The sequence below is a fragment of the Micromonospora sp. NBRC 107095 genome (assembly GCF_030269705.1).
In the GTDB taxonomy this organism is placed as follows: domain Bacteria; phylum Actinomycetota; class Actinomycetes; order Mycobacteriales; family Micromonosporaceae; genus Micromonospora; species Micromonospora parva.
Window position 1 is genome coordinate 134,479 of sequence record NZ_BSTU01000003.1, and the last position, 22,442, is coordinate 156,920.

20 protein-coding genes and 1 pseudogene are annotated in these 22,442 nt (G+C 72.2%); all 21 read right to left on the minus strand.

From position 1 onward, the window contains the following. Positions 1-8 precede the first annotated feature (8 nt). The gene (locus tag QSK15_RS17395) at positions 9-953 is read right to left on the minus strand and encodes an RluA family pseudouridine synthase (protein ID WP_151492262.1); all 945 of its coding nucleotides are present in this window, start codon (positions 951-953) and stop codon (positions 9-11) included. Then, entirely contained in the window at positions 950-1,564 is a 615-nt protein-coding gene (gene lspA / locus QSK15_RS17400) for a signal peptidase II (protein WP_285795250.1), read from the minus strand. Before lspA ends, QSK15_RS17395 begins: the two co-directional genes overlap by 4 nt. A gap of 64 nt (positions 1,565-1,628) precedes the next feature. Beyond that, the gene (locus tag QSK15_RS17405; RefSeq protein WP_030334492.1) at positions 1,629-2,048 is read right to left on the minus strand and encodes a TraR/DksA family transcriptional regulator; all 420 of its coding nucleotides are present in this window, start codon (positions 2,046-2,048) and stop codon (positions 1,629-1,631) included. 226 nt (positions 2,049-2,274) lie between these two features. Beyond that, positions 2,275-3,774, minus strand: a complete 1,500-nt coding sequence (locus QSK15_RS17410) for a potassium/proton antiporter (RefSeq protein ID WP_285795251.1) — start codon at positions 3,772-3,774, stop codon at positions 2,275-2,277. Positions 3,775-3,796: 22 nt separating this feature from the next. Further along, a complete protein-coding gene (locus QSK15_RS17415; protein ID WP_285795252.1) occupies positions 3,797-4,102 on the minus strand; it encodes a DUF167 domain-containing protein in 306 nt (101 codons plus the stop codon). A gap of 11 nt (positions 4,103-4,113) precedes the next feature. Further along, entirely contained in the window at positions 4,114-4,845 is a 732-nt protein-coding gene (locus QSK15_RS17420; RefSeq protein ID WP_285795253.1) for a hypothetical protein, read from the minus strand. Between the two features lie 80 nt (positions 4,846-4,925). Beyond that, positions 4,926-5,735 carry a DivIVA domain-containing protein gene (locus QSK15_RS17425; RefSeq protein ID WP_036411965.1) on the minus strand — a complete coding sequence of 270 codons (810 nt, stop codon included), beginning with the start codon at positions 5,733-5,735 and terminating at the stop codon, positions 4,926-4,928. 44 nt (positions 5,736-5,779) lie between these two features. Beyond that, positions 5,780-6,085: a YggT family protein gene (locus QSK15_RS17430; protein ID WP_030334503.1), complete on the minus strand. Its 306-nt coding sequence runs from the start codon at positions 6,083-6,085 to the stop codon at positions 5,780-5,782. Between the two features lie 30 nt (positions 6,086-6,115). Then, the gene (locus QSK15_RS17435) at positions 6,116-6,808 is read right to left on the minus strand and encodes a cell division protein SepF (protein ID WP_210862902.1); all 693 of its coding nucleotides are present in this window, start codon (positions 6,806-6,808) and stop codon (positions 6,116-6,118) included. A gap of 191 nt (positions 6,809-6,999) precedes the next feature. Next, entirely contained in the window at positions 7,000-7,743 is a 744-nt protein-coding gene (locus tag QSK15_RS17440; RefSeq protein WP_285795254.1) for a YggS family pyridoxal phosphate-dependent enzyme, read from the minus strand. A 9-nt stretch (positions 7,744-7,752) separates the two neighbouring features. Beyond that, positions 7,753-8,868: a cell division protein FtsZ gene (gene ftsZ / locus QSK15_RS17445; RefSeq protein WP_030334509.1), complete on the minus strand. Its 1,116-nt coding sequence runs from the start codon at positions 8,866-8,868 to the stop codon at positions 7,753-7,755. Positions 8,869-9,113: 245 nt separating this feature from the next. Next, positions 9,114-9,932, minus strand: coding sequence for a cell division protein FtsQ/DivIB (locus tag QSK15_RS17450; RefSeq protein ID WP_285795255.1), 819 nt, complete (start codon positions 9,930-9,932; stop codon positions 9,114-9,116). Beyond that, a complete protein-coding gene (gene murC / locus QSK15_RS17455; protein WP_285795256.1) occupies positions 9,929-11,494 on the minus strand; it encodes a UDP-N-acetylmuramate--L-alanine ligase in 1,566 nt (521 codons plus the stop codon). The genes QSK15_RS17450 and murC overlap by 4 nt, the downstream gene beginning before the upstream one ends. Next, positions 11,491-12,597, minus strand: a complete 1,107-nt coding sequence (gene murG / locus QSK15_RS17460; protein ID WP_210861547.1) for an undecaprenyldiphospho-muramoylpentapeptide beta-N-acetylglucosaminyltransferase — start codon at positions 12,595-12,597, stop codon at positions 11,491-11,493. Before murG ends, murC begins: the two co-directional genes overlap by 4 nt. Then, positions 12,597-14,051, minus strand: a complete 1,455-nt coding sequence (locus QSK15_RS17465) for an FtsW/RodA/SpoVE family cell cycle protein (protein WP_285795642.1) — start codon at positions 14,049-14,051, stop codon at positions 12,597-12,599. Before QSK15_RS17465 ends, murG begins: the two co-directional genes overlap by 1 nt. A gap of 259 nt (positions 14,052-14,310) precedes the next feature. Next, positions 14,311-15,435, minus strand: a complete 1,125-nt coding sequence (gene mraY, locus QSK15_RS17470) for a phospho-N-acetylmuramoyl-pentapeptide-transferase (RefSeq protein ID WP_285795257.1) — start codon at positions 15,433-15,435, stop codon at positions 14,311-14,313. Beyond that, on the minus strand, positions 15,432-16,883 hold the full coding sequence (locus tag QSK15_RS17475; protein WP_285795258.1) for a UDP-N-acetylmuramoyl-tripeptide--D-alanyl-D-alanine ligase: 1,452 nt from the start codon (positions 16,881-16,883) through the stop codon (positions 15,432-15,434). Before QSK15_RS17475 ends, mraY begins: the two co-directional genes overlap by 4 nt. Beyond that, positions 16,880-18,442, minus strand: coding sequence for a UDP-N-acetylmuramoyl-L-alanyl-D-glutamate--2,6-diaminopimelate ligase (locus QSK15_RS17480; protein WP_285795259.1), 1,563 nt, complete (start codon positions 18,440-18,442; stop codon positions 16,880-16,882). Before QSK15_RS17480 ends, QSK15_RS17475 begins: the two co-directional genes overlap by 4 nt. 52 nt (positions 18,443-18,494) lie before the next feature. Beyond that, positions 18,495-20,702, minus strand: coding sequence for a peptidoglycan D,D-transpeptidase FtsI family protein (locus QSK15_RS17485; protein WP_285795260.1), 2,208 nt, complete (start codon positions 20,700-20,702; stop codon positions 18,495-18,497). 3 nt (positions 20,703-20,705) lie between these two features. Then, positions 20,706-21,311, minus strand: coding sequence for a cell division protein FtsL (gene ftsL / locus QSK15_RS17490; RefSeq protein ID WP_285795261.1), 606 nt, complete (start codon positions 21,309-21,311; stop codon positions 20,706-20,708). Further along, a pseudogene (gene rsmH, locus QSK15_RS17495) lies at positions 21,301-22,411 on the minus strand (16S rRNA (cytosine(1402)-N(4))-methyltransferase RsmH). Before rsmH ends, ftsL begins: the two are co-directional and overlap by 11 nt. Between the last annotated feature and the right edge of the window lie 31 nt (positions 22,412-22,442).

Genomic DNA, 22,442 nt, shown 5'->3' on the forward strand with positions numbered 1-22,442 from the left:
GTCGCCGCTCAGTCACGCAGGATCTGGAGCGCACGGTCCAGGTCGTCAGGGTAGTCGCTGACGAACCGGACCTCGTCCCCCGTTCGGGGGTGCAAGAAGCTCAGTTCGCGGGCGTGCAGCCACTGTCGGGCCAGGCCGAGACGGGCCGAGAGGGTGGGATCGGCACCGTAGGTGAGGTCACCCACACAGGGGTGCCGCAGGGTGGAGAAGTGCACCCGGATCTGGTGCGTCCGGCCGGTCTCCAGCCGGACGTCGACCAGGCTCGCCGCCGGGAACGCTTCCAGGGTGTCGTAGTGGGTGATGCTCGGCTTGCCGCCGGAGACCACCGCCCACCGGTAGTCGTGGGTGGGGTGCCTGTCGATCGGCGCGTCGACGGTGCCCCGCAGCGGGTCCAGGTGACCCTGCACCACCGCGTGGTAGCCCTTGTCGACCTCGCGGTACTTGAAGGCCCGCTTCAAGGCCGTGTACGCCTGCTCGCTCTTGGCCACCACCATGATCCCGGTGGTGCCCACGTCGAGCCGGTGCACCACGCCCTGCCGCTCGGCGGCACCGCTGGTGGAGATGCGGTGCCCGATTGCGGCGAGCGCCCCGATCACCGTCGGCCCGGTCCAGCCGGGACTGGGATGCGCGGCCACCCCCACCGGCTTGTCGACCACGACGATGTCGTCGTCGGCGTAGACCACGCGCAGGCCGGGCACCGCCTGCGGCACCACAGTCGGCGGCGCGACCGGGGCGGGCAGCGTGACGTCCAGCCAGGAGCCGGCCTTGACCTTGTACGAGTTGGGCCGGGCGGCGCCGTCGACCAGCGCGTCCCCGGCGTCGACCAGGGCTGCGGCGGCGGTGCGGGAGAGCCCGAACAGGCGGGACACGGCCTGGTCCAGGCGCATGCCGTCGAGGCCGTCCGGAACCGGAAGGGAACGGTGGTCGCCGCCGGCGGCGAACGCGGAGGTCATGCCCGCTCCCGCTGCTCGGCGCCCGACGCGGCGTCCGTGGTGGCCGGGTCGTCGTCGCGCCCCGCCCGCCGGCCGTCACGCTGCCGGCCGGTCAGCTCCAACAGGACGGCCAGCAGCACACCGCAGACCAGCGAGCTGTCGGCCAGGTTGAACACCGGCCAGACCTGACCGTACGGGTCGAAGAGGCTGATCATGTCGACCACGTGCCCGTGGAAGGGGGACGGCGCCCGGAAGATCCGGTCGACGAGATTGCCCAACGCGCCACCCAGCACCAGGCCGAGGGAGACCGCCCAGGGCAGCGAGCGCAGGCGCAGTGCCATCCAGACGATCCAGCCGACCACACCGATGGTGATCAGCGGGAAGACCCAGGTGTGGTCGGCGCCGATGCTCCAGGCCGCGCCGCTGTTGCGGGTCAGGCTCAGGTAGACGAACCCGCCGAGCAGCCGGACCGGCTCCCGGTCGGTCAGCGCGGCCAGCGCGAGGTGCTTGGTGACCAGGTCGGCCAGCAGGGCCACCAGGGCGACTCCGGCCAGAATCGCGACGGCCCGGGGCCGGCGTGTGCCGCCGCCCGGGTCGGTGCGGCCGGGTTCGGCGGACGGTGCTGCGGTCATGCGCTCCCCATCGACAGTCTTGGCGGTGATCGCTCACCGTCTCATCGCCGCCGGGGAGCGGACCTCAGCGCCGCTCCTCCAGCTGCTTGCACGTCACACACAGGGTGGCCGACGGGAAGGCGGCGAGGCGCTCGACCGGGATCGGGTTGCCGCACCGCTCGCACCAGCCGTAACCACCCTCGTCGAGACGCTCCAGAGCGCGCTCCACCTGCGTGATCCGTTCCAGAATGCTGTTGGCGAGAGAGATCTCCTGCTCCCGCTCGAGCGTCTTGGTGCCCGTGTCGGCCTGGTCGTCCCCGGCCGAGTCGGTCAGCCGATCGCGCTGCAGCTCGGTGATCTCACTCAGCGTCTGATCGTACTCGGCACGAAGCTCGTCCCGCCGCGCCGCCAGCGCCGCCCGGATCTTCTCGGTCTCGGCCGTGCTGCGGGTGGCCTTGGCCACCGGCTTGCGCCCGGCGGTCCTGGTGTCGGCTGGCTTCGCCATGGGTCGCTCCCTCGGCCGGGGAACCGCGCGGTCCGCGGCGCCTGGGTCAGGGGGCGCCGACCATGGCGTCCCCTATGTACGAAAAGGGGCGCGCGGCGACGATGGCCGCGCACTCCGGAGGTTGGCAAGAATACGGAACGTACAGGCGTCCGACAACGTGCCGCACCGTCGCACCGTCTAACAGCCCCTAGCCCTGCCAAACTGGGGCAAAGGGAACGCTAGCAGATCAATTGACCACCTCATCCCCGTACTCACCAAACCATCGGGCCAGGTGACCCCGCCGACTGACCGCCCGCAACCGCCGTTCCGCGGCATCCCGCACCCCGGCGGTCGCCACGATCAGCAGACTGTCGCCGGTCTTCAACCGGGTGTCGGGGGCGGGCACGAAACCCACCCCGTCGCGCAGCACCAGGGTCACCGACGCGCCCAACGGGAGCCGCAACTCGTCCACGTGCACACCCGCCAGTCGCGAGCCCGGCGGCACCTCCACCTGGAGCAGATCCGCCCGCATCCGCTCCAGCGGCGCGGTCTCCACATGGATCTCGGCGGCCTCCGCCGGCGCGGTCACCCGCAACCAGCGGGCGAACGGCCCCAACGTCCCGGTCTGCACCAGCGTGAAGATCACCACCAGCACGAAGACCACGTCGAAGAGCCGCTCCGCGCCAGGCACCCGCTCGGAGAGCGGAATGGTGGCCAGCACGATCGGCACCGCCCCGCGCAGCCCGGCCCAGGACAGGAACGCCTGTTCTCGAAGCCCGACCCTGAACGGCAACGCCGAGACGGCCACCGACAGCGGTCGGGCCAGCAGCACCAGCGCCAGACCGGCGACCACCGCTGGCAGCACCGCCGAGTCCAGCCGGCCCGGCGAGGCCAGCAACCCGAGCAGCACGAACAGCCCGATCTGGGCGAGCCACGCCAGCCCGTCGGCGAACCCGAGGATCGCCTGCCGGTGCGACAGGCGGGCATTGCCCAGCAACACCCCGGCCACGTAGACGGCGAGGAAGCCCGAGGCGTGCAGAACCGCCCCGGCGGCGTACGCCAGCACCGTGATGCCCACCGCGGCGATCGGGTAGAGCCCGGCCGAGGGCAGGGCCGCCCGGCGCAGCGCCCAGGTGCCGGCGACACCCGCGCCCACCCCCACCGCCGCGCCGACGCCCAGCTCGTAGCAGACCAGCGCGACCTCGTACCACCACGGGTGCGAGAAGCCCTGGTGGGACAGCAGCACCACCAGCAGCACCACCGGGGCGTCGTTCATCCCCGACTCGGCCTCCAGTGTCGCCACCAGCCGAGGCGGCAACCGCAGTCGGCGCAGAGTGGCGAAGACGGCAGCCGCGTCGGTGGACGAGAGCACCGCGCCGTAGAGCAGCGCCAACCGCCAGTCCAGCCCCAGCAGCAGGTGCACGGCGACGCCGACCACCACGATGCTGACGATCACGCCGACCGTGGAGAGCGCGGAGGCCAGCCCGAGCACCGGGCGCAGCGTGGTCCACCGGGCGGTGAGGCCGCCCTCCGCGATGATCACGATCAGCGCGCAGAAGCCGAGGGTCCGGGTCAGCTCGACGTCGTCGAAACGGATGCCCAGCCCGCCCTCGCCGATCGCCACGCCCAGCGCCAGGTAGACCAGGAGGCTGGGCACGCCGAGGCGGGTGGAGAGTCGCACCGCGCCGACCGCTACGAGCAACACCGCCGCACCGAGCAGCAGCGCGATGTCCAACCCCGGCGTCACGGCTGCCTTGCCCGGGCTGTCCTCACTCGGCGGATCCGTCGCGCAGGCGGCGCAGCACTTCGGAAACCTCCGGGCCGGGCCGATCGACGATGAAGAGTTTGTCCCGGCTGGCCGCGCCGGACCGCAGTGACACCGCGGCCAGCCGGACGCCCAACGCGCCGGCCAACGCCCGCCGGGCCGCCTCGGTGGCCCGACCGTCGACGGCCGGGTCGTGGACCGCGATCACGAGGGCGGGCCCGTGCGGGCCGTCGAAGCGGCCACCCACCCGGTCCCGGGAAGCACCGGGCTTCACCCGCACCGCCACGGTGAGCGTGTCCTGCGCGGGCACCGGGCGCCGCTTCAGATCGGCCGGACGTCGGCGAGGAGAGCGGTCGCCGGCGCGCAGTGCGCGCACGGCGTGAAGCCGAGCTCCACGGCCTCGGCGACCGGCAACGTCTCGGGCTGCCAGCCGACCAGGTGGGGGCAGGTGTCGAGGTGGTAGCGGGGGCGGCCGTCGACGACCTCGACGGCGTCGAGCAGTCGGGCCACCCGGGCCGCCTCGGCGGTCGTGATCTGCTGGGCGGCCGGCTCGTCGACCGCCGTGACCGCGCCGTCGAACCCGTCGTCGGTCGAGGCCACTGTCGGCGACGCCGGGCTGACGGGCCGGGCCCGCGAGGACACCTCGTCGGCCACGACCGGCGACGCCTCGTCGACGCGCGAGTCGTACGGCGACGCGTCGTCGATCGGTGGGACGTCGTCGACCGGCGGCGCGGGTGGTTGCCGCCACCCGGTGCCGCCGGTACCAAACGTCGTGGGCATGTGCTGGATCGGCACCTCCGGCTCGACCAGCGGCGGCCCGTACGCGACATCCGGCGTGGCCTGGCTGGCCGTGCGGGGTACGTCGGGGTGCCGCCGGTCGGGATCCGCCATGGCGCGGTTGGCGGCTGCCTGGCGGGCGCCCACCACCAACGCCACGGCGGCCAGCAGACTGGCTGCGATGGAGATGACCAACAAGAAGCTGGAGCCACCGGCCAGGCCGAGCACCAGTAGCACCACCGCGACGAGGATGAGCAGCAGACTTGCGACTATCACGGCTCACCCCCGCCGCGTCGAACCGTCCAGGCCGGGCCGGCGACCGTCACCATTGGCGGACAGCGATCGCCGGCCGGTGCTCAGCGTCCGGCTTCGAGGGCGCCGGAGCGCCCGCCGCCGCCGTACGAACCAGCGAGGCCCGCGGCGGCCAGCCCGTTGCCGCCGGCGACGCGGCCGGCTTCGGAGCGGGTCATCTCGGCCTCGAGGCCCTGGCCACGACCGTCGAGGTCACGCAGCTGGCTCTCCAGGTACGCCTTGAGCCGGGTGCGGTACTCGCGCTCGAACTGCTTGAGCTCCTCAATGTGCTTCTGCAGCGCCGTGCGCTTGGCGTCCAGGCCGCCCATGGCCTCCTGGTGCCGCTGGCGGGCGTCCCGCTCAAGGGCGTCAGCCTTCGCGCGCGCCTCCCGGGTCACCTCCTCGGCCTTGCTGCGAGCCTCGGACAGCAGCTGGTCGGCCTCGCGGCGCGCGTCGGACACGTGGTCGTCAGCGGTGCGCTGGGCCATCATCAGCACGCGCAGGGCCTGCTGCTCACCGTCACCGGTGACGCCGCCGGCCGGGCCGCCGGTCGCGCGGACCTGCTCCAGCTCGGCCTGCATCGCGCGGGCAGCCTGCTCGGCCGCCGACTTGTCGCGCTGCACCCGGTCCAGCTGGGCCTTGACGTCGTTGAGCTCCGCCGCCAGTCGGGCGTCGCCGCCGGGGCCGGCGGGGGCACCGCCACGGCCGCCGCGCTCCACCTGGGCGCGCAGCTCGTTGTTCTCCTCGATGAGACGGGCGAGCTCGCGCTCGACCTCATCCAGGAAGGCGTCGACCTCCTCCTCGTCATACCCCCGTTTGCCGATAGGCGGCTTTTTGAAGGCGACGTTGTGGACGTCGGCCGGGGTCAGCGGCATCGAAACTCCTCGGGTCAGTTGCGGCCGCGAAAGCGCGTCGGTCATCAGGCAGATGCCCTGATCGACGGCCCTAACACGAACTCCATCAGCACGAACAGGATAACCAGGAGCACAAGGGAGGCCAGGTCGATGCTCACGGTACCAATTCGCAGCGGAGGGATCACACGCCTCAACGCGTTGAGAGGGGGATCAGTGACGCTCCACACGGATTCCAATCCTGCCGATGCTCCACGCCCCGGTTGCCAGCGACGGCCGTACTGCAGGACGGCGCTCAACACGAACCGGGACAGTAGAAGGAGCAGGAAGACATAAAGGATCAGGTACAGCACTTGCAGTAAGATCGACAACACGGTCAGCGACGTCCCTCGGGTCGGGCGGGGTCAACTCAGACTGAAAAAGCCGCCCTCAGCGATCTTGGCTTTGTCCTCAGCGGTGACCTGGACGTTAGCCGGTGAGAGCAGGAACACCCGATTGGTCACGCGCTCGATCGTACCGCGCAGGCCGAACGCCAGCCCGGCGGCGAAGTCCACCAGACGGCGGGCATCGGCCTCATCCATCTCGGTGAGATTGATGATCACCGGGACGCCGTCGCGGAAGTGCTCACCGATGGTGCGCGCCTCGCGGTACGTGGTGGGGTGCAGCGTGGTGATCTGGTACCGCTGCTCCTCCTCGGGCAGGGCCCGCTCGCGCGCCGTGACCTGCGGTGCGAGAGCCAGGTTGTCCCGGGTGTGGTAGGTCAGCGCGCCGGAGGTCTCGCCCGCAGACGACCGGGTGATCGACCGTACGCTGGACCGCTCGATCCGCTCCGGGCGCTCACCGTCACCGCGCTCGGACTCGCTCAACCGCCCGCTCGGCCGCTCGGAGAGTCGACCCCGCCCGCTGTCGCGCGGCCGCGGAGCCGGCGGCTCCTCGGCGTCGTCCTCGTCGTCGTCGGCGAACTCCTCGGCGTACCGGCTCTGCCGGTAACGCGAGTCGCGGTAGCCACCCTTGTCGTAGCCACCGTCGTCGTAGGCCCGCTCGTCGTCTTCTTCGACCAGACCGAGCCAGACCCCCGCCTTGCGCAGTGCACCCATCCCGCGCCCTTCCGTCCGCCGTGCGGCACGCGCCCCCGTGCCATGTCGCCCGTCGCGAGTGGACAACCATGCCCATCGGACCGGAACGGCAATCCCCCGGCGCGCGATTCGCGTCGCACGCCACGACCCCCGACTAGGAGACGCCCGCCCCTGAAACAACACTGATGTAATTTGCTTGTCTCGCGGTCAGGCTACCGCAGCGTGGGACGCATTCCGAGCAACGCGCTACCGACGCGGACATGTGTCGCGCCGTAACGGATCGCGATGTCGAAATCCCCGCTCATGCCAGCGGACAACGCGGTGGCTCCCGGATGGACGACCCGAAAGGCGTCGGCGACCTCGGCGAGCCGGGCGAACGCCCGCTCCGGCTCCCACCCCAGCGGGGCGACCGCCATGAGACCGACCAGACGCAGCCCGGGTGCCTCGGCCACCGCCTCGGCCACCGGCTCCAACCCGGCGCCCGGATCCGCCGAACCGGGTAGTGCCCCGCCCCGGGCCGCGTCGCCGTCGATGCTCACCTGCACCAGGGCGTCGAGCGGCGCCTGCCGTTCGGCGGTCGCGGTGGCCAACGCCCGGGCCAGCCGGACACTGTCGACGGAGTGCACCACGTCGGCGTAACGGACCACCGAGCGGGCCTTGTTGCGCTGCAACTGGCCGATGAAGTGCCAGCGGGGACGCACCCCGGCGGCGGCCACCTCGGCGGCCTTACCGGCCGCCTCCTGGTCGCGGTTCTCCCCCATGTCGGTCACCCCGAGCCCGGCCAGCGCCACCACGTCGCTGGCCGGGTAGGTCTTCGTCACCGCGATCATCGTGACCTCGACGCGGTCCCGGCCGGCCTGCGCGCAGGCGTCATCGATCCGGGACCGGACCTGCGCCAGACCGGCCTCGAGTTCGGCGCGCCGATCCGGTCGTACCGTGGCTGAGCTGTCGGTCATCGGCGGTGCTCAGGACCCGTTCTTGAGGAAGTCGGGAACGTCCACGTCGTCGAAGAGCACACGACGCGGCGACTGGGCCGGAGCCGGGTTGGTGGCCGGAGCGGGCACCGGGGTGCTCTGCGGTGCCGGCTGGTTGGTGTTGCTCTTGCGGGTCGGTTCGGCCGCCTTGTACGCGGGCGTGCCGCCGTCGAAGCCCGCCGCGATGACCGTCACCCGCACCTCGTCACCGAGCGCGTCGTCGATGACCGCACCGAAGATGATGTTGGCGTCCGGGTGGGCCGCGTCGGTGACCAGCTGGGCGGCATCGTTGATCTCGAACAGGCCCAGGTCGGACCCGCCGGCGATGGAGAGCAGCACGCCCCGCGCGCCGTCCATGCTCTGCTCCAGCAGCGGGCTGGAGATGGCCGCCTCGGCCGCCTCGACCGCGCGGTTCTCGCCGCGGGCGCTGCCGATGCCCATCAACGCGCTGCCGGCGCCGCTCATCACGCTCTTGACGTCGGCGAAGTCCAGGTTGATCAGACCGGGGGTGGTGATCAGGTCGGTGATGCCCTGCACACCCGAGAGCAGCACCTGGTCGGCCGTGCGGAACGCGTCCATCATGCTGATGTTGCGGTCGCCCAGGGCCAGCAGCCGGTCGTTCGGGATGACGATCAGCGTGTCGCACTGGTTGCGGAGCTCGTCTATTCCCGACTCGGCCTGCACCTGGCGGCGCTTGCCCTCGAAGGAGAACGGCCGGGTCACCACGCCAATGGTCAGCGCGCCGAGCTTGCGGGCGATGTTGGCCACCACCGGCGCGCCGCCGGTGCCGGTGCCGCCACCCTCGCCACAGGTCACGAAGACCATGTCGGCGCCCTTGAGCACCTCCTCGATCTCGTCGCGATGGTCCTCGGCGGCGTTCTTGCCGACGTCCGGGTTGGCCCCGGCCCCCAGGCCACGGGTCAGCTCGCGCCCGACGTCGAGCTTGACGTCGGCGTCGCTCATCAGCAGCGCCTGCGCGTCGGTGTTGATCGCGATGAACTCGACGCCCTTGAGCCCAACCTCGATCATCCGGTTGACGGCGTTGACGCCGCCACCCCCGATGCCGACGACCTTGATGACCGCCAGGTAGTTGTGCGGAGGTGTCATCTCCGGTCCTTTCCTTCGAGATTGGCTTCGGCCGACCGGGTACGGCGTGGCCAGCCCAGCGGCCGACGACAGCTGTCACCAGCGAGGATCAGGGGTGAACCCTAACCCTCTACTAGAGGCTTACAGTTATGTCAACCACTGATCCTCTTCGGGGCAACGTAAGCGCCACCGCCCGATGAGCCAAGGACCCGGGCGGCGTGTCGCCGAGCGGAGCGCGACGGGTCACGTCCCCGTACGCTCACCGGTCAACGGAAGGTCACCACATCCGGCGCACTCACGTCGATCCGGTCGGTGTCCTCGTCGAGCAGCGCGGTGGCCACCCGGGCCTTGTCGGTGCCCCGCGTCGCGTCCCCCCAGATCACCGTTCGGTCCCCCCGCAACCGCAGGCTGATCCGGGCCAGACCCTCCACGTTCACGTCCACCAGCTCCGCGCGCAGCTGCGGCGTCAGCGCGACGAGCACCTCCAGCCCGGCCCGGGTGCCCGGGTCGTCGGCGGCCGGCCGGGACACCGTCACCTGCGGCAGGCCGGCCGGGCGTCGCTCCACCGTCCGGAACGCCACCCCGCTCCCGTCGATCACGGCGAACGCCTTCCCCTGCGGCACCACCGCCACCGCGGTCCGCTCGGTCACCCGCACCACCAGCGCGTCGGGCCAGTCCCGGGACACCGTGGCCCGCTCCACCACCGGCAGCGCGCCGACCCGTCGGGCTGCGGCGGCCAGGTCCACCCGGGCCAACGGCACCCCGTCCGGAACGCCGACCGCGTCGTGCACCTGCACCGGCGTGGCCAGCTCGGCACCCTCCACCCGCACCTCACGCACGCCGAACAGCCCGGTGCCGAGCACCGTCCAGGCGACCAGCCCGGCCAGGGCGAGCACCCCGGCGGCCACCGCCCACGGCAGCGCCGCACGCATGCGACGCTGCCGGGCACGCGCCATGAACCGGCGGGTCGACGGCGGCACCGCGTCGCGGCCCGCCCGGACCAGCTGCCACCGCCGAACCGGACCTCGGCGCGGGGCGCCACCGTCGGCGGCGCTGGTCCGCCCCCGGGCCGGGCCGGGACTCATCCGGCCGTCGGCGCCGAGCCGCCGGGCACGGCGGTGCCACCGAGAGCCGCACCGTCGCCACCGGACGTGGCCCCACCCGGCACCGGATCACCGATCGCCGGGGAGGTGGCCACCGGGTCGACGGTCGCGGTGGACGCCGAGCCGGCCGTACGCTCACCCAGGGCGGCCAGCAGTTCGTCGCCCATCAGCGAGATCGGCGGGGCGCCCATGGTGACCACCACGTCCCCCGAGCGGGCCCGACGGGCCACCTCGACCGGGGCCTGCTCCCACGACTCCACGAAGACCTTGCGGTCGGCGGGCAGCTCCACCGCCGCGATCAGCGCCGCCGAGCCCTCGCCGGGCTGACGCAACTCACCCGGCCCGAAGACCTCCAACAGCACCACCTCGTCGGCGATGGCCAACGCCGCGGCGATCTCCGCCTGGTTGTCGCGGGTGCGGTACAGCCGGTACGGCTGGAAGACCACGATCAGCCGGCCGTCCCCGGCGACCTCGCGCAGCGTCTGCATCGCCAGCGTCATCGAGGTCGGGTGGTACGCGTACTCGTCGTAGACCAGCACGCCGTCCGCGACACCCTTGCGCTCGAAGCGCCGACGCACGCCGGGGAAGACCGCCAGCGCGGCCTCCGCCGCCTCCAGCGGCAACTCCAGCAGGTACGCGGTCAGCACCGCGGCGGCGCTGTTCAGCCCCATGTGCCGTCCCGGCACCGGCAGCCGGAACTCGCCCAGCGACCGACCGTCGACAGCGGCCAGGTAGCGCACCCCGCGGGCGGAGGAGACCATCTCCGTCAACCGCAGGTCGGCGTCGTCCGCCTCGCCGTAGGTGAACACCCGCCGTCCCTCGGCGCGCAGGGTCTCGGCCAGCCGTCGACCGCCCGGATCGTCGGCACAGGTGATGATGAACCCGTCCGGGTCGGTGAGGCGGGCGAACTCCACGAACGCCGCCTCCAGCGTCGCGTAGTCACCGTAGGTGTTCAGGTGGTCCGCCTCGATGTTCGTGATGATCGAGACGTACGGGCGGTAGATGAGGAACGAGCGGTCGCTCTCGTCCGCCTCGACCACGAAGTGCTCGCCGGTGCCGTGGTGCGCGCCCGAGCCGACCTCGGAGATCTCCCCGCCGATCACGAAGGACGGGTCCACCCCGGCCTGCTGGAGCACCATCGTCACCATCGAGGTGGTGGTGGTCTTGCCGTGCGTGCCGGCGACGGCCACCGCCCGACGGCCGGTCATCGCCGCGGCGAGGGCCTCCGAGCGGTGCAGCACCCGCAGGCCGCGCCGACGCGCCTCGACCAGCTCCAGGTGGTCCTGGGGGATCGCCGACGAGTAGACGACGGTGTCGACTCCGTCGAGGTTGCTGGCCTCGTGGCTGAGGTGGATGGTGCCGCCGAGCGCCCGCAGGCCCGCCAGCGACGGCCACTCCCGCAGGTCGCTGCCGGAGACCCGGATGCCCCGGGTGAGCAGCAGCCGGGCCACGCCGAGCATGCCCACCCCACCCACCCCGATCAGGTGGACGGCGCCCAGGTCCTCGGCGGTGAGCGTGCCGGCCGGGGTGAACTGCGCGGTCATCGGGCCACCGCCGCCAGCACGAAGGAGCGCAGGGCCTCGTCGCCGTCGCGCCGGCCGTACGCCCCGGCGGCGGCGCCCATCGTGTACAGCCGCTGCGGGTCACGGATGAGCGGGATGACGGTGCGCTCCAGCCAGTCCGGGGTGAGCTCCGCGTCGTCGACCAACAGGCCCCCGCCGGCCTCCACCACCGGCAGCGCGTTGCGCCGCTGCTCCTGGTTGCTGTGCGGGTACGGCACGTAGATCGTGGGCAGTCCGATCGCGGCCACCTCGGCGACGGTCATCGCCCCGCCCCGGGCCAGCATCAGGTCGGCGGCGGCGTAGCCCAGCTCCATCTCCGACAGGTACGGCAGCGTCACGTACGGCACCGGCAGGTCGGTGGGGATCGGCACCGGCTCGTTGCGAGCGCCCATCACGTGCAGCACCTGCACGCCGTTGCGGGCGAGTTCCTTGGCCGCGCCGGAGACCGCCAGGTTGATCGAGCGGGCGCCGGACGAGCCGCCGGAGACGAAGAGCACCGGCAGGTCCGGGCGGAGCCCGAAGTGGGCGCGGGCGGCGTTGCGCAGCGCGTACCGGTCCAGACCGGTGATGGCGCGGCGCAGCGGCACCCCGACCACTGTGGCGTCCCGCAACGACTCGGCCTGGCTCGGCTGGTTCGGGAAGCCGACGGCGACGTTCTTGGTGAACTTCATGCCCAGCCGGTTGGCCACGCCCGGTGGCACGTTCACCTCGTGGATCACCATGGGCAGCTCACGACGCCACGCGGCCAGGTAGGCGGGCACCGAGACGTACCCGCCGAAGCCGACGACCACCTCGGCGCGCACCTCGTCGATCACCTTGCCCGCCGCGCGGGCCGCCGTCCACATCCGGCCCGGGGTGCGGACCAGGTTCATGTTGACCGAGCGGGGCAGCTGGTACGCCGGGATCTGCCGCAGGTCGTAGCCCTGCGGCGGGATCAGGTCGTTCTCCATGCCCCGGGGTGTGCCGAGGCAGGTGATCCGGACGCCCGGGTCGTGTCGGCGCAGGCAGTCGGCGAAGGCGAGCAGCGGGTAGACGTGCCCCCCGGTGCCACCTCCCGCGAGCACCACCGAACGCAGCGGACCCATCAGCGTCTCCTCTCGCTCGCCGTACCCCTGCGGTTGCGGTCCTGGCGGACCGCGCGCGGCACGGCCTGGTCGTCGTGGCGCCGCTCGCGGGACCGGGGCACTGACCCTCGGCCTGCGGGCGGCGTCGCCGGCCGGCGACGCCGGCCGGGAAGCGGCGGCAACGGGGCCCAGAGTAGTCGGACCCACCGGGCCGGCGGACGGGCATGCAGTGCTCTGGCCGCATCGGGTTCGGCGCGGGCGAAGGACGCCAGCATGCCGATGCCGGCCAACGTCACCACCAGGGCACTTCCGCCGTCGGAGATGAACGGCAGTGGCAGGCCGGTGATCGGCAGCAACCCGACCACCCCACCGATATTGATCACGGCCTGGCTGACCAGCCAGGTGGTCACGGCCGTGGCGGCGAGCCGGCGGAACGGGTCGTCGACCCGGCGGGCGATCCGGAACCCGGTGTACGCGAGGACCGCGAACAGGCTGAGCACCACGACACAGCCGATCACGCCCAGCTCCTCGGCGATGATCGCGAAGATGAAGTCGTTGTGCGCCTCGGGTAGCCAGTCCCACTTCAGGCTGCCCTTGCCCAGCCCGACACCGAACCAGCCGCCGTGCTCGATGGCCAGCCGCCCCTGGTAGAACTGCAGGCAGTCGTTGAGTTTGCAGGTCTCCGGGTCCGGTGGATTGAAGAACATGTCCAGCCGCGCGAGCCGGTAGTTGTCCGCGCCGCGCTCGCCCGAGCCGGCGCCCAGCGAGGCCACCGCGACGAGCAGGCCGATCCCGACCAGGCCGGCCGCCGCCAGGGCGCCGAACACCCGCATCCGCACCCCGGCGGCCCAGAGCAGGCCCACGACCAGGGCCAGCAGGCAGAGCATCGTGCCCGTGTCGTTGTACCCGACCAGGACGAAGAGCAGGCCCACGATCGGGAACAGCGGGGTGGCCAGCTCGCGCCACCAGCCCAGCGCGGCGCCCTTGCGGGCGACCAGGTGCGCGCCCCAGAGCACCATCGCGAACTTGGCCAACTCGGACGGTTGCAGCTGGATCCCGCCGATGAACAGCCAGTTCAGCCGTGCCTCGATCGGGCCGATCTGCCCTGACTCCTGCCGGGTCAGCCGGGCGTACGCGAGCAGCAGGTTGAGCAGCAGCAGCAACCCGATCGAGGTGAACAGCAGCGGCCGGCCCAGCGACCGGTAGGTGCTGGCCGGCAGGCGCTGGCAGATCCAGAACGCGCCGATGCCGATCACCGCGAAGATGGCCTGTTTGGTCACCGAGGCCGAGGCGTTGCCGTCCTCGGCGTAGTCCTTCACGCTGGTCGCCGAGAAGACCATGGTCAGCCCGATCAGCAGCAGCAGACCGGCGCAGGACAGCAGCAGGTAGTAGGAGGTCAGCGGTCGGTCCAGCAGGCCGCGCAGCGCGGCGAGGCCACCGGCCGCGTCGATGCCGCGCAGCGGGGTGGCCGCCACGGCCTCTGGCTCGCGTCCCGCCGGTCCGGACTCCCGCGCCCCCGGCCCGGGTTCACGGGCCGCCGCGCCGGGCTCCGGGCCGCGCGCCCCGGCGGTCACCGGGGTACGCGCCGCGCTCGGCGACCGTCGCGGCCGTCCGACAGTCCCATCCTCGGTGCCGATTTCCTCCCCCACCCCGACATCATCACCGCTGAACACGCCCCGCCGCCCCACAACGCCCCACCGGGCGTGTCGAACCCGCCCCCAGGGCTCGGCGGGATCAGGTCATGTTGGCGAGGAACTCGCTGTAGAACAGGCCCAGGGCGATGGCCACGCCGATGCCGGCGATGATCCAGAAGCGCACCACGATGTTGACCTCGCTCCAGCCGGCCAACTCGAAGTGGTGCTGCAGGGGTGACATCCGGAACACCCGTTTGCCGGTGGTCTTGAAGGAGATGATCTGGATCACCACGGACATCGTGATGATCACGAAGAGCCCGCCGATGATCGGCAGCAGCAGGATGGTGCGGGTGGACATCGCCATGCCGGCGATCAGACCGCCCAGCCCGAGCGCGCCCGTGTCACCCATGAAGATCCGGGCCGGAGAGGTGTTCCACCACAGGAAGCCCACACAGGCCCCGGCCGCCGCCCCGGCGATCAGCGCGATCTCCAACGGGTCGCGGACCTCGTAGCAGTACGGCTGGGTGTAGCTCGGGTCGGCACACCAGTGCCGGTACTGCCAGAACGCGATGAGCGCGTACGCGGCGAGCACCATCACCGACGCGCCGGTGGCCAGACCGTCCAGACCGTCGGTGAGGTTGACGCCGTTCGTCGCCGCCATCACGACGAAGATGAAGATGATCACCGCGCCGACCTTGCTGACCTCCAGGAAGTCGATGTCCCGGATGAAGCTCAGCGTGGTGCTGCCCACCGTCTCGGTGTTGGTCGCCTCGCCCGAACCATTGGTCATCGTGCTCGGGAACCACAGCGCGATCACCCCGAAGACCGCACCCACCAGGATCTGCCCGAGCAACTTGCCGCGCTTGTTCAGCCCGGCGCTGTTGCGCTTGCGCACCTTGAGGAAGTCGTCGAGGAAACCCACAGCGCCGGAGAAGACCATCAGACCCAGCAGCACCAGGGCGGTGATGGTCGGCTCCACCTGGGCGATCTGCTGGTCCGGCAGGGTGGTCAGGGCGAGGTGCCCGGCCACGTACGCGATCACCGTGGCCAGGATGAAGACCACGCCACCCATGGTGGGCGTGCCCTTCTTACCCTGGTGCATGGCGGGGCCGTCGGACCGGATCGGCTGACCGGCCTTGAGCCGGGTGAACACCTTGATCGCGATCGGGGTGCAGAAGAGCGAGACGAGGAAGGCCACCCCGATGGCGACGATGACCGCCCTCATTCGGTGCCACCTTCGGTCGCGACTGCGGGGCTCGCAAGCTCGCTCCTCGCGCTCCGGGTCGACTCCCCGTCGGCGTCGGCGCGCAGGGCGTCGGCCACCTCCCAGGTCCGGTACCGGGAACCCTTGACCAGGACGACGTCACCCGGTCGTAGCTCGTTCCGCAGCACCTCGACGGCCGCCGCCTGATCGGTGAGCAGCACCGACTCTCCTCCCCAGTTCGCTACCGCTGTCGCGCCTTCGTGGATCGGCGCAGCCGGCTCACCCACCACGAGCAGCCGGTCGACACCCAACTCGGCCGCGAGTTGGCCGACCTCGGCGTGGCCGTCGTACTCGAACGGGCCCAGCTCGGCCATGTAACCAAGCACCGCGACGGTACGCCGCCCCTGACCCATGCTGGCCAACGCCCGCACCGCCACCGCCATCGAGGCCGGGTTGGCGTTGTACGAGTCGTCGATCACGGTCACCCCGTCGGGACGGTCGAAGACGTCCATCCGGCGGGTCGAAACCAACCCCAGCTCGCCCAGGGCCGTGGCCAGCTCGGCCAGCGGCATACCCAGCTCCCGGGCGACTGCGGCCGCCGCGAGCGTGTTCCAGACCTGGTGACGGCCGGCCAACCGAAGCCGCACCGGCGCGCGTCCCTCCGGGGTGACCAGGGTGTACGACGGGTGCCCCCGCTCGTCGAGCGTGACGTCCTCGGCGCGCACGTCGGCGTCGGGCGCCTCGCCGTAGCGGACCACCCGGGCCCGGGTACGGCTGGCCATCGCGTCCACCCGGGGGTCGTCGGCGTTCAGCACGGCCAGCCCGTCCGGCTCGAGCGCCTCCACCAGCTCGCCCTTGGCCAGGGCGATGGTGTCCTGCGAGCCGAACTCGCCGATGTGCGAGGTGCCGACGTTGAGCACCACGGAGATCTGGGGCGGCACCAGCTCGCACAGGTACCGCACGTGCCCGACCCCGCGCGCGCCCTTCTCCATCACCAGGAAGCGGGTGTCCGGGTCAGCCTGCAGCGCGGTGTACGGGTGCCCCAGCTCGTTGTTGAACGAGCCGGGCGGTGCCACGGTGGCCCCGAGCCGGGAGGTCAGCTGACCGATCAGGTCCTTCGTGGTGGTCTTGCCGGACGAGCCGGTGACGCCGATCACGGTCAGCCCGGGCAGCCGGTCCACCGCGGCGCGGGCCAGCCGGCCCATCGCGGTCAGGGCGTCGTCGACCAGCACCATCGGCACCCCGGGCACCTCGCGGCTGCCCAGCACCGCCACCGCGCCGGCCTCGATCGCCGTCGTCGCGTAGTCGTGCCCGTCGACCTTTTCACCCGGGAAGGCCACGAAGAGCGAACCGGGGCCCACCTTGCGCGAGTCGAACTCCACCGAACCGGTGACGGTGACGTCCGGGTCGGCGGACACCAGCCGACCGTCGACCGCGGCGGCCACCTCGGCCAGGCTCAGCGCGATCACCGCTGGCCCGCCAGGTCCCCGAAGCGGGCCCGCAGGGCCTCGGCCAACTCGGTGCTGTCATCGAACGGAAACACCTCGCCCGCCACCTCCTGGCCACGCTCGTGTCCCTTGCCGAGCAGCGCGATCACGTCGCCCGGCTCGGCCAGCCGGACCGCCTCGTCGATCGCGGCACGGCGGCCCGCCACCTCGATGATCCGAGCGGACGTGCCGGCCCGGTACGCCCCGGCGAGTACCTCGGCGCGGACCTCCCCCGGGTCCTCGGTACGCGGATTGTCGTCGGTCACCAGCACCACGTCGGCTCCCTCCGCCGCGGCGGCGCCCATCACCGGCCGCTTGCCCCGGTCCCGGTCCCCGCCGGCGCCGATCACACAGATCAGCCGGCCAGCGCTCAACTCGCGCAGCGCGGCCAACGCGGCGACTATCGCGTCCGACTTGTGGGCGTAGTCGACCACCCCGCGCACCGGCGCGGCCACGTCGACGAGCTGAAGCCGGCCCGGGACGCCACCGCAGGCGGCCACACCGGCCGCGGCGGTCACCGGGTCCACCCCGGCGCCGACCAGCGCGGCGATGGCCAGCAGCGCGTTGGCCACGTTGTGCCGACCGGGCAGCGCGACACCGGCGGACAGGGCCACGCCGTCCGGGCCGTGCGCGGTGAACCGCTGCGCGTACCCCTCGCCGCTCACCCCGTCGGCCCACCAGGTCGCGCCCTGGTCACCGGCCGCCGAGTAGGTGACAGTGCCCGGCTTGAGCAGTGGCTTCAACGCCGGGTCGTCGTGGTTGAGCACCTCGACAGCGCAGCGCCCGTCGAAGAGCTGGGCCTTCGCGGCGAAGTAGTCGTCGCTGTCGGCGTGGAAGTCCAGGTGGTCCGAGCCGAAGTTGGTGTAGCCCCCGACGGCGAACCGCACACCGCCCACCCGGCCCATGGCCAACGCGTGGCTGGAGACCTCCATGACCACGGCGGTGACCCCACGCTCGCGCGCGGTGGCCAGCATGGCGTGCAGGTCGGTCGCCTCGGGGGTGGTGCGCACACTGTCGATCACCAGGTCACCGAGCCGGGTCTCCACCGTGCCGACCAGCCCGGTGGTGTGCCCGGCGGCCCGCAGCCCCGACTCGATCAGGTACGCGGTGGACGTCTTGCCGGCGGTACCGGTCACCCCGATCACGGTGAGAGCAGCGGTCGGGTCGCCGTACACAGCCGAGGCCAGCTCGCCGAGCACGGCGCGCGGGTCGGGCACCACCAGGGCGGGCAGGCCACTCTGCGCCGCCAGCTCCGCGCCCGCCAGGTCGGTCAGCACTGCCACCGCACCCGCCTCGGCGGCACCGCTGGCGAACTCCGCGCCGTGCCGACGGGCGCCGGGCAGCGCCGCGTACAGGTCGCCGGGGCGAACCTCCTGGCTGGCGTGGGTGACCCCGGTGACGACCACCGCGGCGGCGTCCGCCGGAAGGTCGACGGAGAGCCGGATGGCGAGATCACCGAGCCGAATTCCGGTCACGGTACGTGGACGTGGATTGCCGGGCACGGCGTCAGACCCTACCCGGTCGTCCGGTTCCGGCCGCACAGCCGCCCCGGTGGTTCGTCGGCACTCACCGATGATGTCCCGCCATTGCTGCTCAGCGCGGATAGACCACAAACTTGGGCGCGGATCCAGCGGCGGAAGGCGGCACCCGGTAGTGACGCAGAGTGAACTGCATCATGTCCCGGAACGCCGGCCCGGCCACCGCGGCACCCCCGTTGTTGGGTGCGTACACGAAGACCGAGATCACGTACCGGGGATTCTCGGCGGGAGCCATCCCGATGAAAGAGGACACCTCACCGGGCTGCTTCTTGCCGTTCACCAGCCGCCACCCGGTGCCGGTCTTGCCGGCGACCCGGTAACCGGGGACGGCGGCGGTCAGACCGGTGGCGCGGTCGACGGTGGTGACCGCCTCCAGCATGGTGCGCAGGGCCGCCGCGTTCTGCGGGCTGAGCACCGAGCGGGTCACCGGGGCCGGCGCGGGGGTGCGCTTGCCGTCCGGGCCGATCACCTCCTTGACCAGGTGCGGCTGCACGTACGTGCCGTTGTTGGCGATGGCGGCGTACGCGGCGGTCATCTGCAGCGGAGTGGCGTCGACGCTGTGCCCGATCGGCACCGACCCGTACGACGACCCGCTCCACTCGTCGGCCGGCAACAGGCGCCCACTGGCCTCCCCGGGCATCCCCTCGCCGGTGGGCTTACCCAGCCCGAATCGCTTCTGGTAGTCGATCAGCCGGTCCCGGCCGAGCCGGTCGGCGACAGTGATGGCGCCGACGTTGGACGAGTAGGCGAGCATGCCCGGGATGCTCATCCGCTTGCCGTCGGCCGGGTGCGTGTCGGGGAACCAGGTGTCGCCCATCTTGATGGCGTTGGCGACGGGGAACGTGGTGTCCGGGGTGATCACCCCCTCCTGCAGCGCCGCGCCGTAGGTGATCGCCTTGTGCACCGAGCCCGGGTCGACCACGAAGCTGGTCGCGGCGTCCTCCCGGGCGACCGGGTCGCTGGGAAGCGGCTTCGCCGCGTCGTAGGTGGGGTTGCTGGCCTGGGCCAGCACCGCGCCGGAGGGAATCTCCATGATCACGGCGGCGCCGGTGCCGCCCGGCACCTTGGCCATGCCCGCGCTGAGGATCTGCTGGGTGCGGAACTGGAGGTCACGGACGATGGTGAGGGCCAGCGAGCTGCCCGGCTTGGCGGGAGTGGTCCGGCTGTAGCCGCCCGGGATGGGCGCTCCGAGGTCGCCGAGGCCGGCCTCGAACACCCGCTTGCCGTCCTGCCCGGCGAGCACGTCGTCGTAGCGGGCCTCCAGCCCCTCCAGGCCGTCCATGTCCTGGCTGGTGAAGCCGATGAGGTTGGCCGCCAGGTCACCGCCGGGCACGTCGCGACGTTCGTCGCGGTGCACCCCGATACCGGGCAGCTCCAGCGCCTGCACCCGCTTGGCGGTCGGGATCTCCACACCCCGCGCCAGGTAGGCGAACGTGGACGCGATGCCGTTTTCCAGTTTGCGCGGCCTCATCAACTCCATCAGCTTCGACACCGGGATGCCGAGCAGCGGCGAGAGCGCCTTCGCGGTGCCGGCCGGATCTTCGACCTTGGTCGGGTCGGCGTACACGTACCGCGCCTCGACGCTGCGGGCCAGCGGCGCGCCGGTGCTGTCGTAGATCGCGCCGCGCGGCGCCGGCAGCTCGACGGTGCGGGTGCGGTCGGTGACGCCGCCCCCGGCGTACGCCGGAGCGTCGACCGCCTGAAGGAAGATCAACCGGATCCCGATGACGGCGAACAGGGTCAGCGCGAGCACGGTGCCCAACCGCAGCCGCAGCCGCGAGTCGGCGAGCTTCGGTGGGCGTCGCGGCTTGCGGGACGGCCGCCGGGCCGCCGGCCGGTCGGCGCGACGCGGCGCGCGTGGCGTGGTGCGACGACGCGGTGGCGGCTCGTCCCCACCCGGGCCCCGGGGAGTACGCGGCACGACGGTGCGCACCACCCCACCGCGTCCGGCGGCCGGAGCGTCGCGCCGGCCGGCCCGGGCGGCGGCCCGGCCGCCGTCGAGCACCTGCAACGCCGGCCGGAACGGGTCACCGGAGCGGGTGCTGCGTGGCGTACGCCGCTGCTCGGCGCCCTGTCCCCGTGTCGACGTGCCGCGCTCCTCGCGGACAGTGCGACCCCTCGGGGTGTACGCGCGCGCGCCGGAGATGCCTCCGATGCCCGGCTCGCCGGTGCGCGGCTCGCCGTCGGCGGGCTTGGCATCACGTGCAGAACCGCGCCGGGACCCCGTAGGGTCCCGGCGCGGCTCGTCCGACCTCGGTGGCACCGGTCAGCCTCCCGCACCCTGGCTGGTCACCGACGGCTGGCCGTTCGCCGGCTGCGGCACCTCGAGGGTCTTGCCGTCCGGCAGCCGGATGTAGCCGGGCTCGCCGGCGTCGACCAGGCCCAGCCGCCGCGCCTCGGCGGTCAGGTTGCCCGGCGCCTCGGCCTCGGCGATCTGCTTGTCCAGCTGCTGCTTCTCCAGGTCCAGTCGAGCCTGCTGCTGCTGCAACCGCTCCAACCGGAACGCGTTCTCATTGATCTTGGTGTTGACCGCCAGGATGCCCAGCACCCCGCCGACCACCAGCACCACGATCAGCGCCGCGAACGGCGCCCGCGGCACTGAGATCGGCGGCGGCGGCGCCACCCGCAACCGGGGCGGGCGGGCGACGGCCGCACTGCCGGCCTTCTCGACCGGACGCAGCGCGGCGGTGCCCTGAGTCGGGAACTCGCGCGCCCCCCGGGCGCGAGTCTCCCCCTGCCGGTTCACTCGATCGATGCGTGACGTACCGTTACCGAGGCGCGGAGCCCGCTCCGCCGCGGTCCGGCCCCCCGACCGCGGTGCGCGCTGCCCGACGCCGGTGACGTCCCGGCGGTCGCGCTTGTCAATGCTCATGTCCCTCCCCCTCAACATCCGTCCCTCTAGCCGTCCCGGTGCCCCTGACCCCCCACGGATCAGGCGGACCCAGTGCCCGGTTGGTGCATTCCCTTCACCCGTCGGCGAGACCGTTCGCGGTCGGTCCGCCCAAGCTCTGTCGCGTTCGGGTCGAGTCGCTCCGCGGCCCGCAGCCGCACCGAGGCGGCCCGCGGGTTCGCGGCGACCTCCGCCTCCCCGGGTAGTTCGGCGCCCCGGCTGAGCAGCCGGAACGTCGGACCGGACCCGGGAAGCTCGACCGGGAGGTCAACCGGGCCCTTACTGCGGACCCGGTCCGTGAGGGCCGCCTTGGTGAGCCTGTCCTCCAGCGAGTGGTAGGACAGGACCACCATGCGACCGCCCACGGTCAGTGCGTCGAGTGCGGATGGCAACGCTGTCTCCAGCGCTGCCAACTCTCTGTTTACCTCGATCCGTAAAGCCTGAAACGTTCTCTTTGCCGGGTGACCGCCCGTTCGTCGGGCTGGTGCCGGAATGGAGTCCCGAACCAGCTCCGCCAGCAGCGCGGACGAGGTGATCCGGGCCCGCTCCCGCTGCCGGATGATCGCCGAGGCGATCCGACCGGCGAACTTCTCCTCGCCGTAGACCCGCAGCACCCGGGCCAGGTCCGGATGCGCGTACGTGTTGACCACCTCCTCGGCGGTCACCCCCCGGGTCTGGTCCATCCGCATGTCCAGCGGCGCGTCCTGGGCGTACGCGAACCCGCGGTCGGGCGCGTCCAACTGCAACGACGAGACACCCAGGTCGAACAGGATGCCGTCGATGGCCGGATAGCCCAGCCTCTCCAGCACGTCCGGCAACTCGTCGTAGACGGCGTGCTCCAGGTGCACCCGATCGGCGAACCGGGCCAGCCGGACCCGCGCGTGAGCGAGCGCCTCGGTGTCCCGGTCGAGCCCGATCAGGACCGTCTCCGGATGCGCCTCCAGCACCGCCTCCGCGTGCCCGGCCAGGCCGAGCGTCGCGTCGACGTAGACCGTCCGGCCGCCTCGACCCAGCGCGGGGGCCAGCAGCTCGAGGCACCGCTCGAGCAGCACCGGCACGTGCGTGCCGCGCAACTCCCCCATGTCGACCCCCACTGGTTGAAACGTCCGTTCT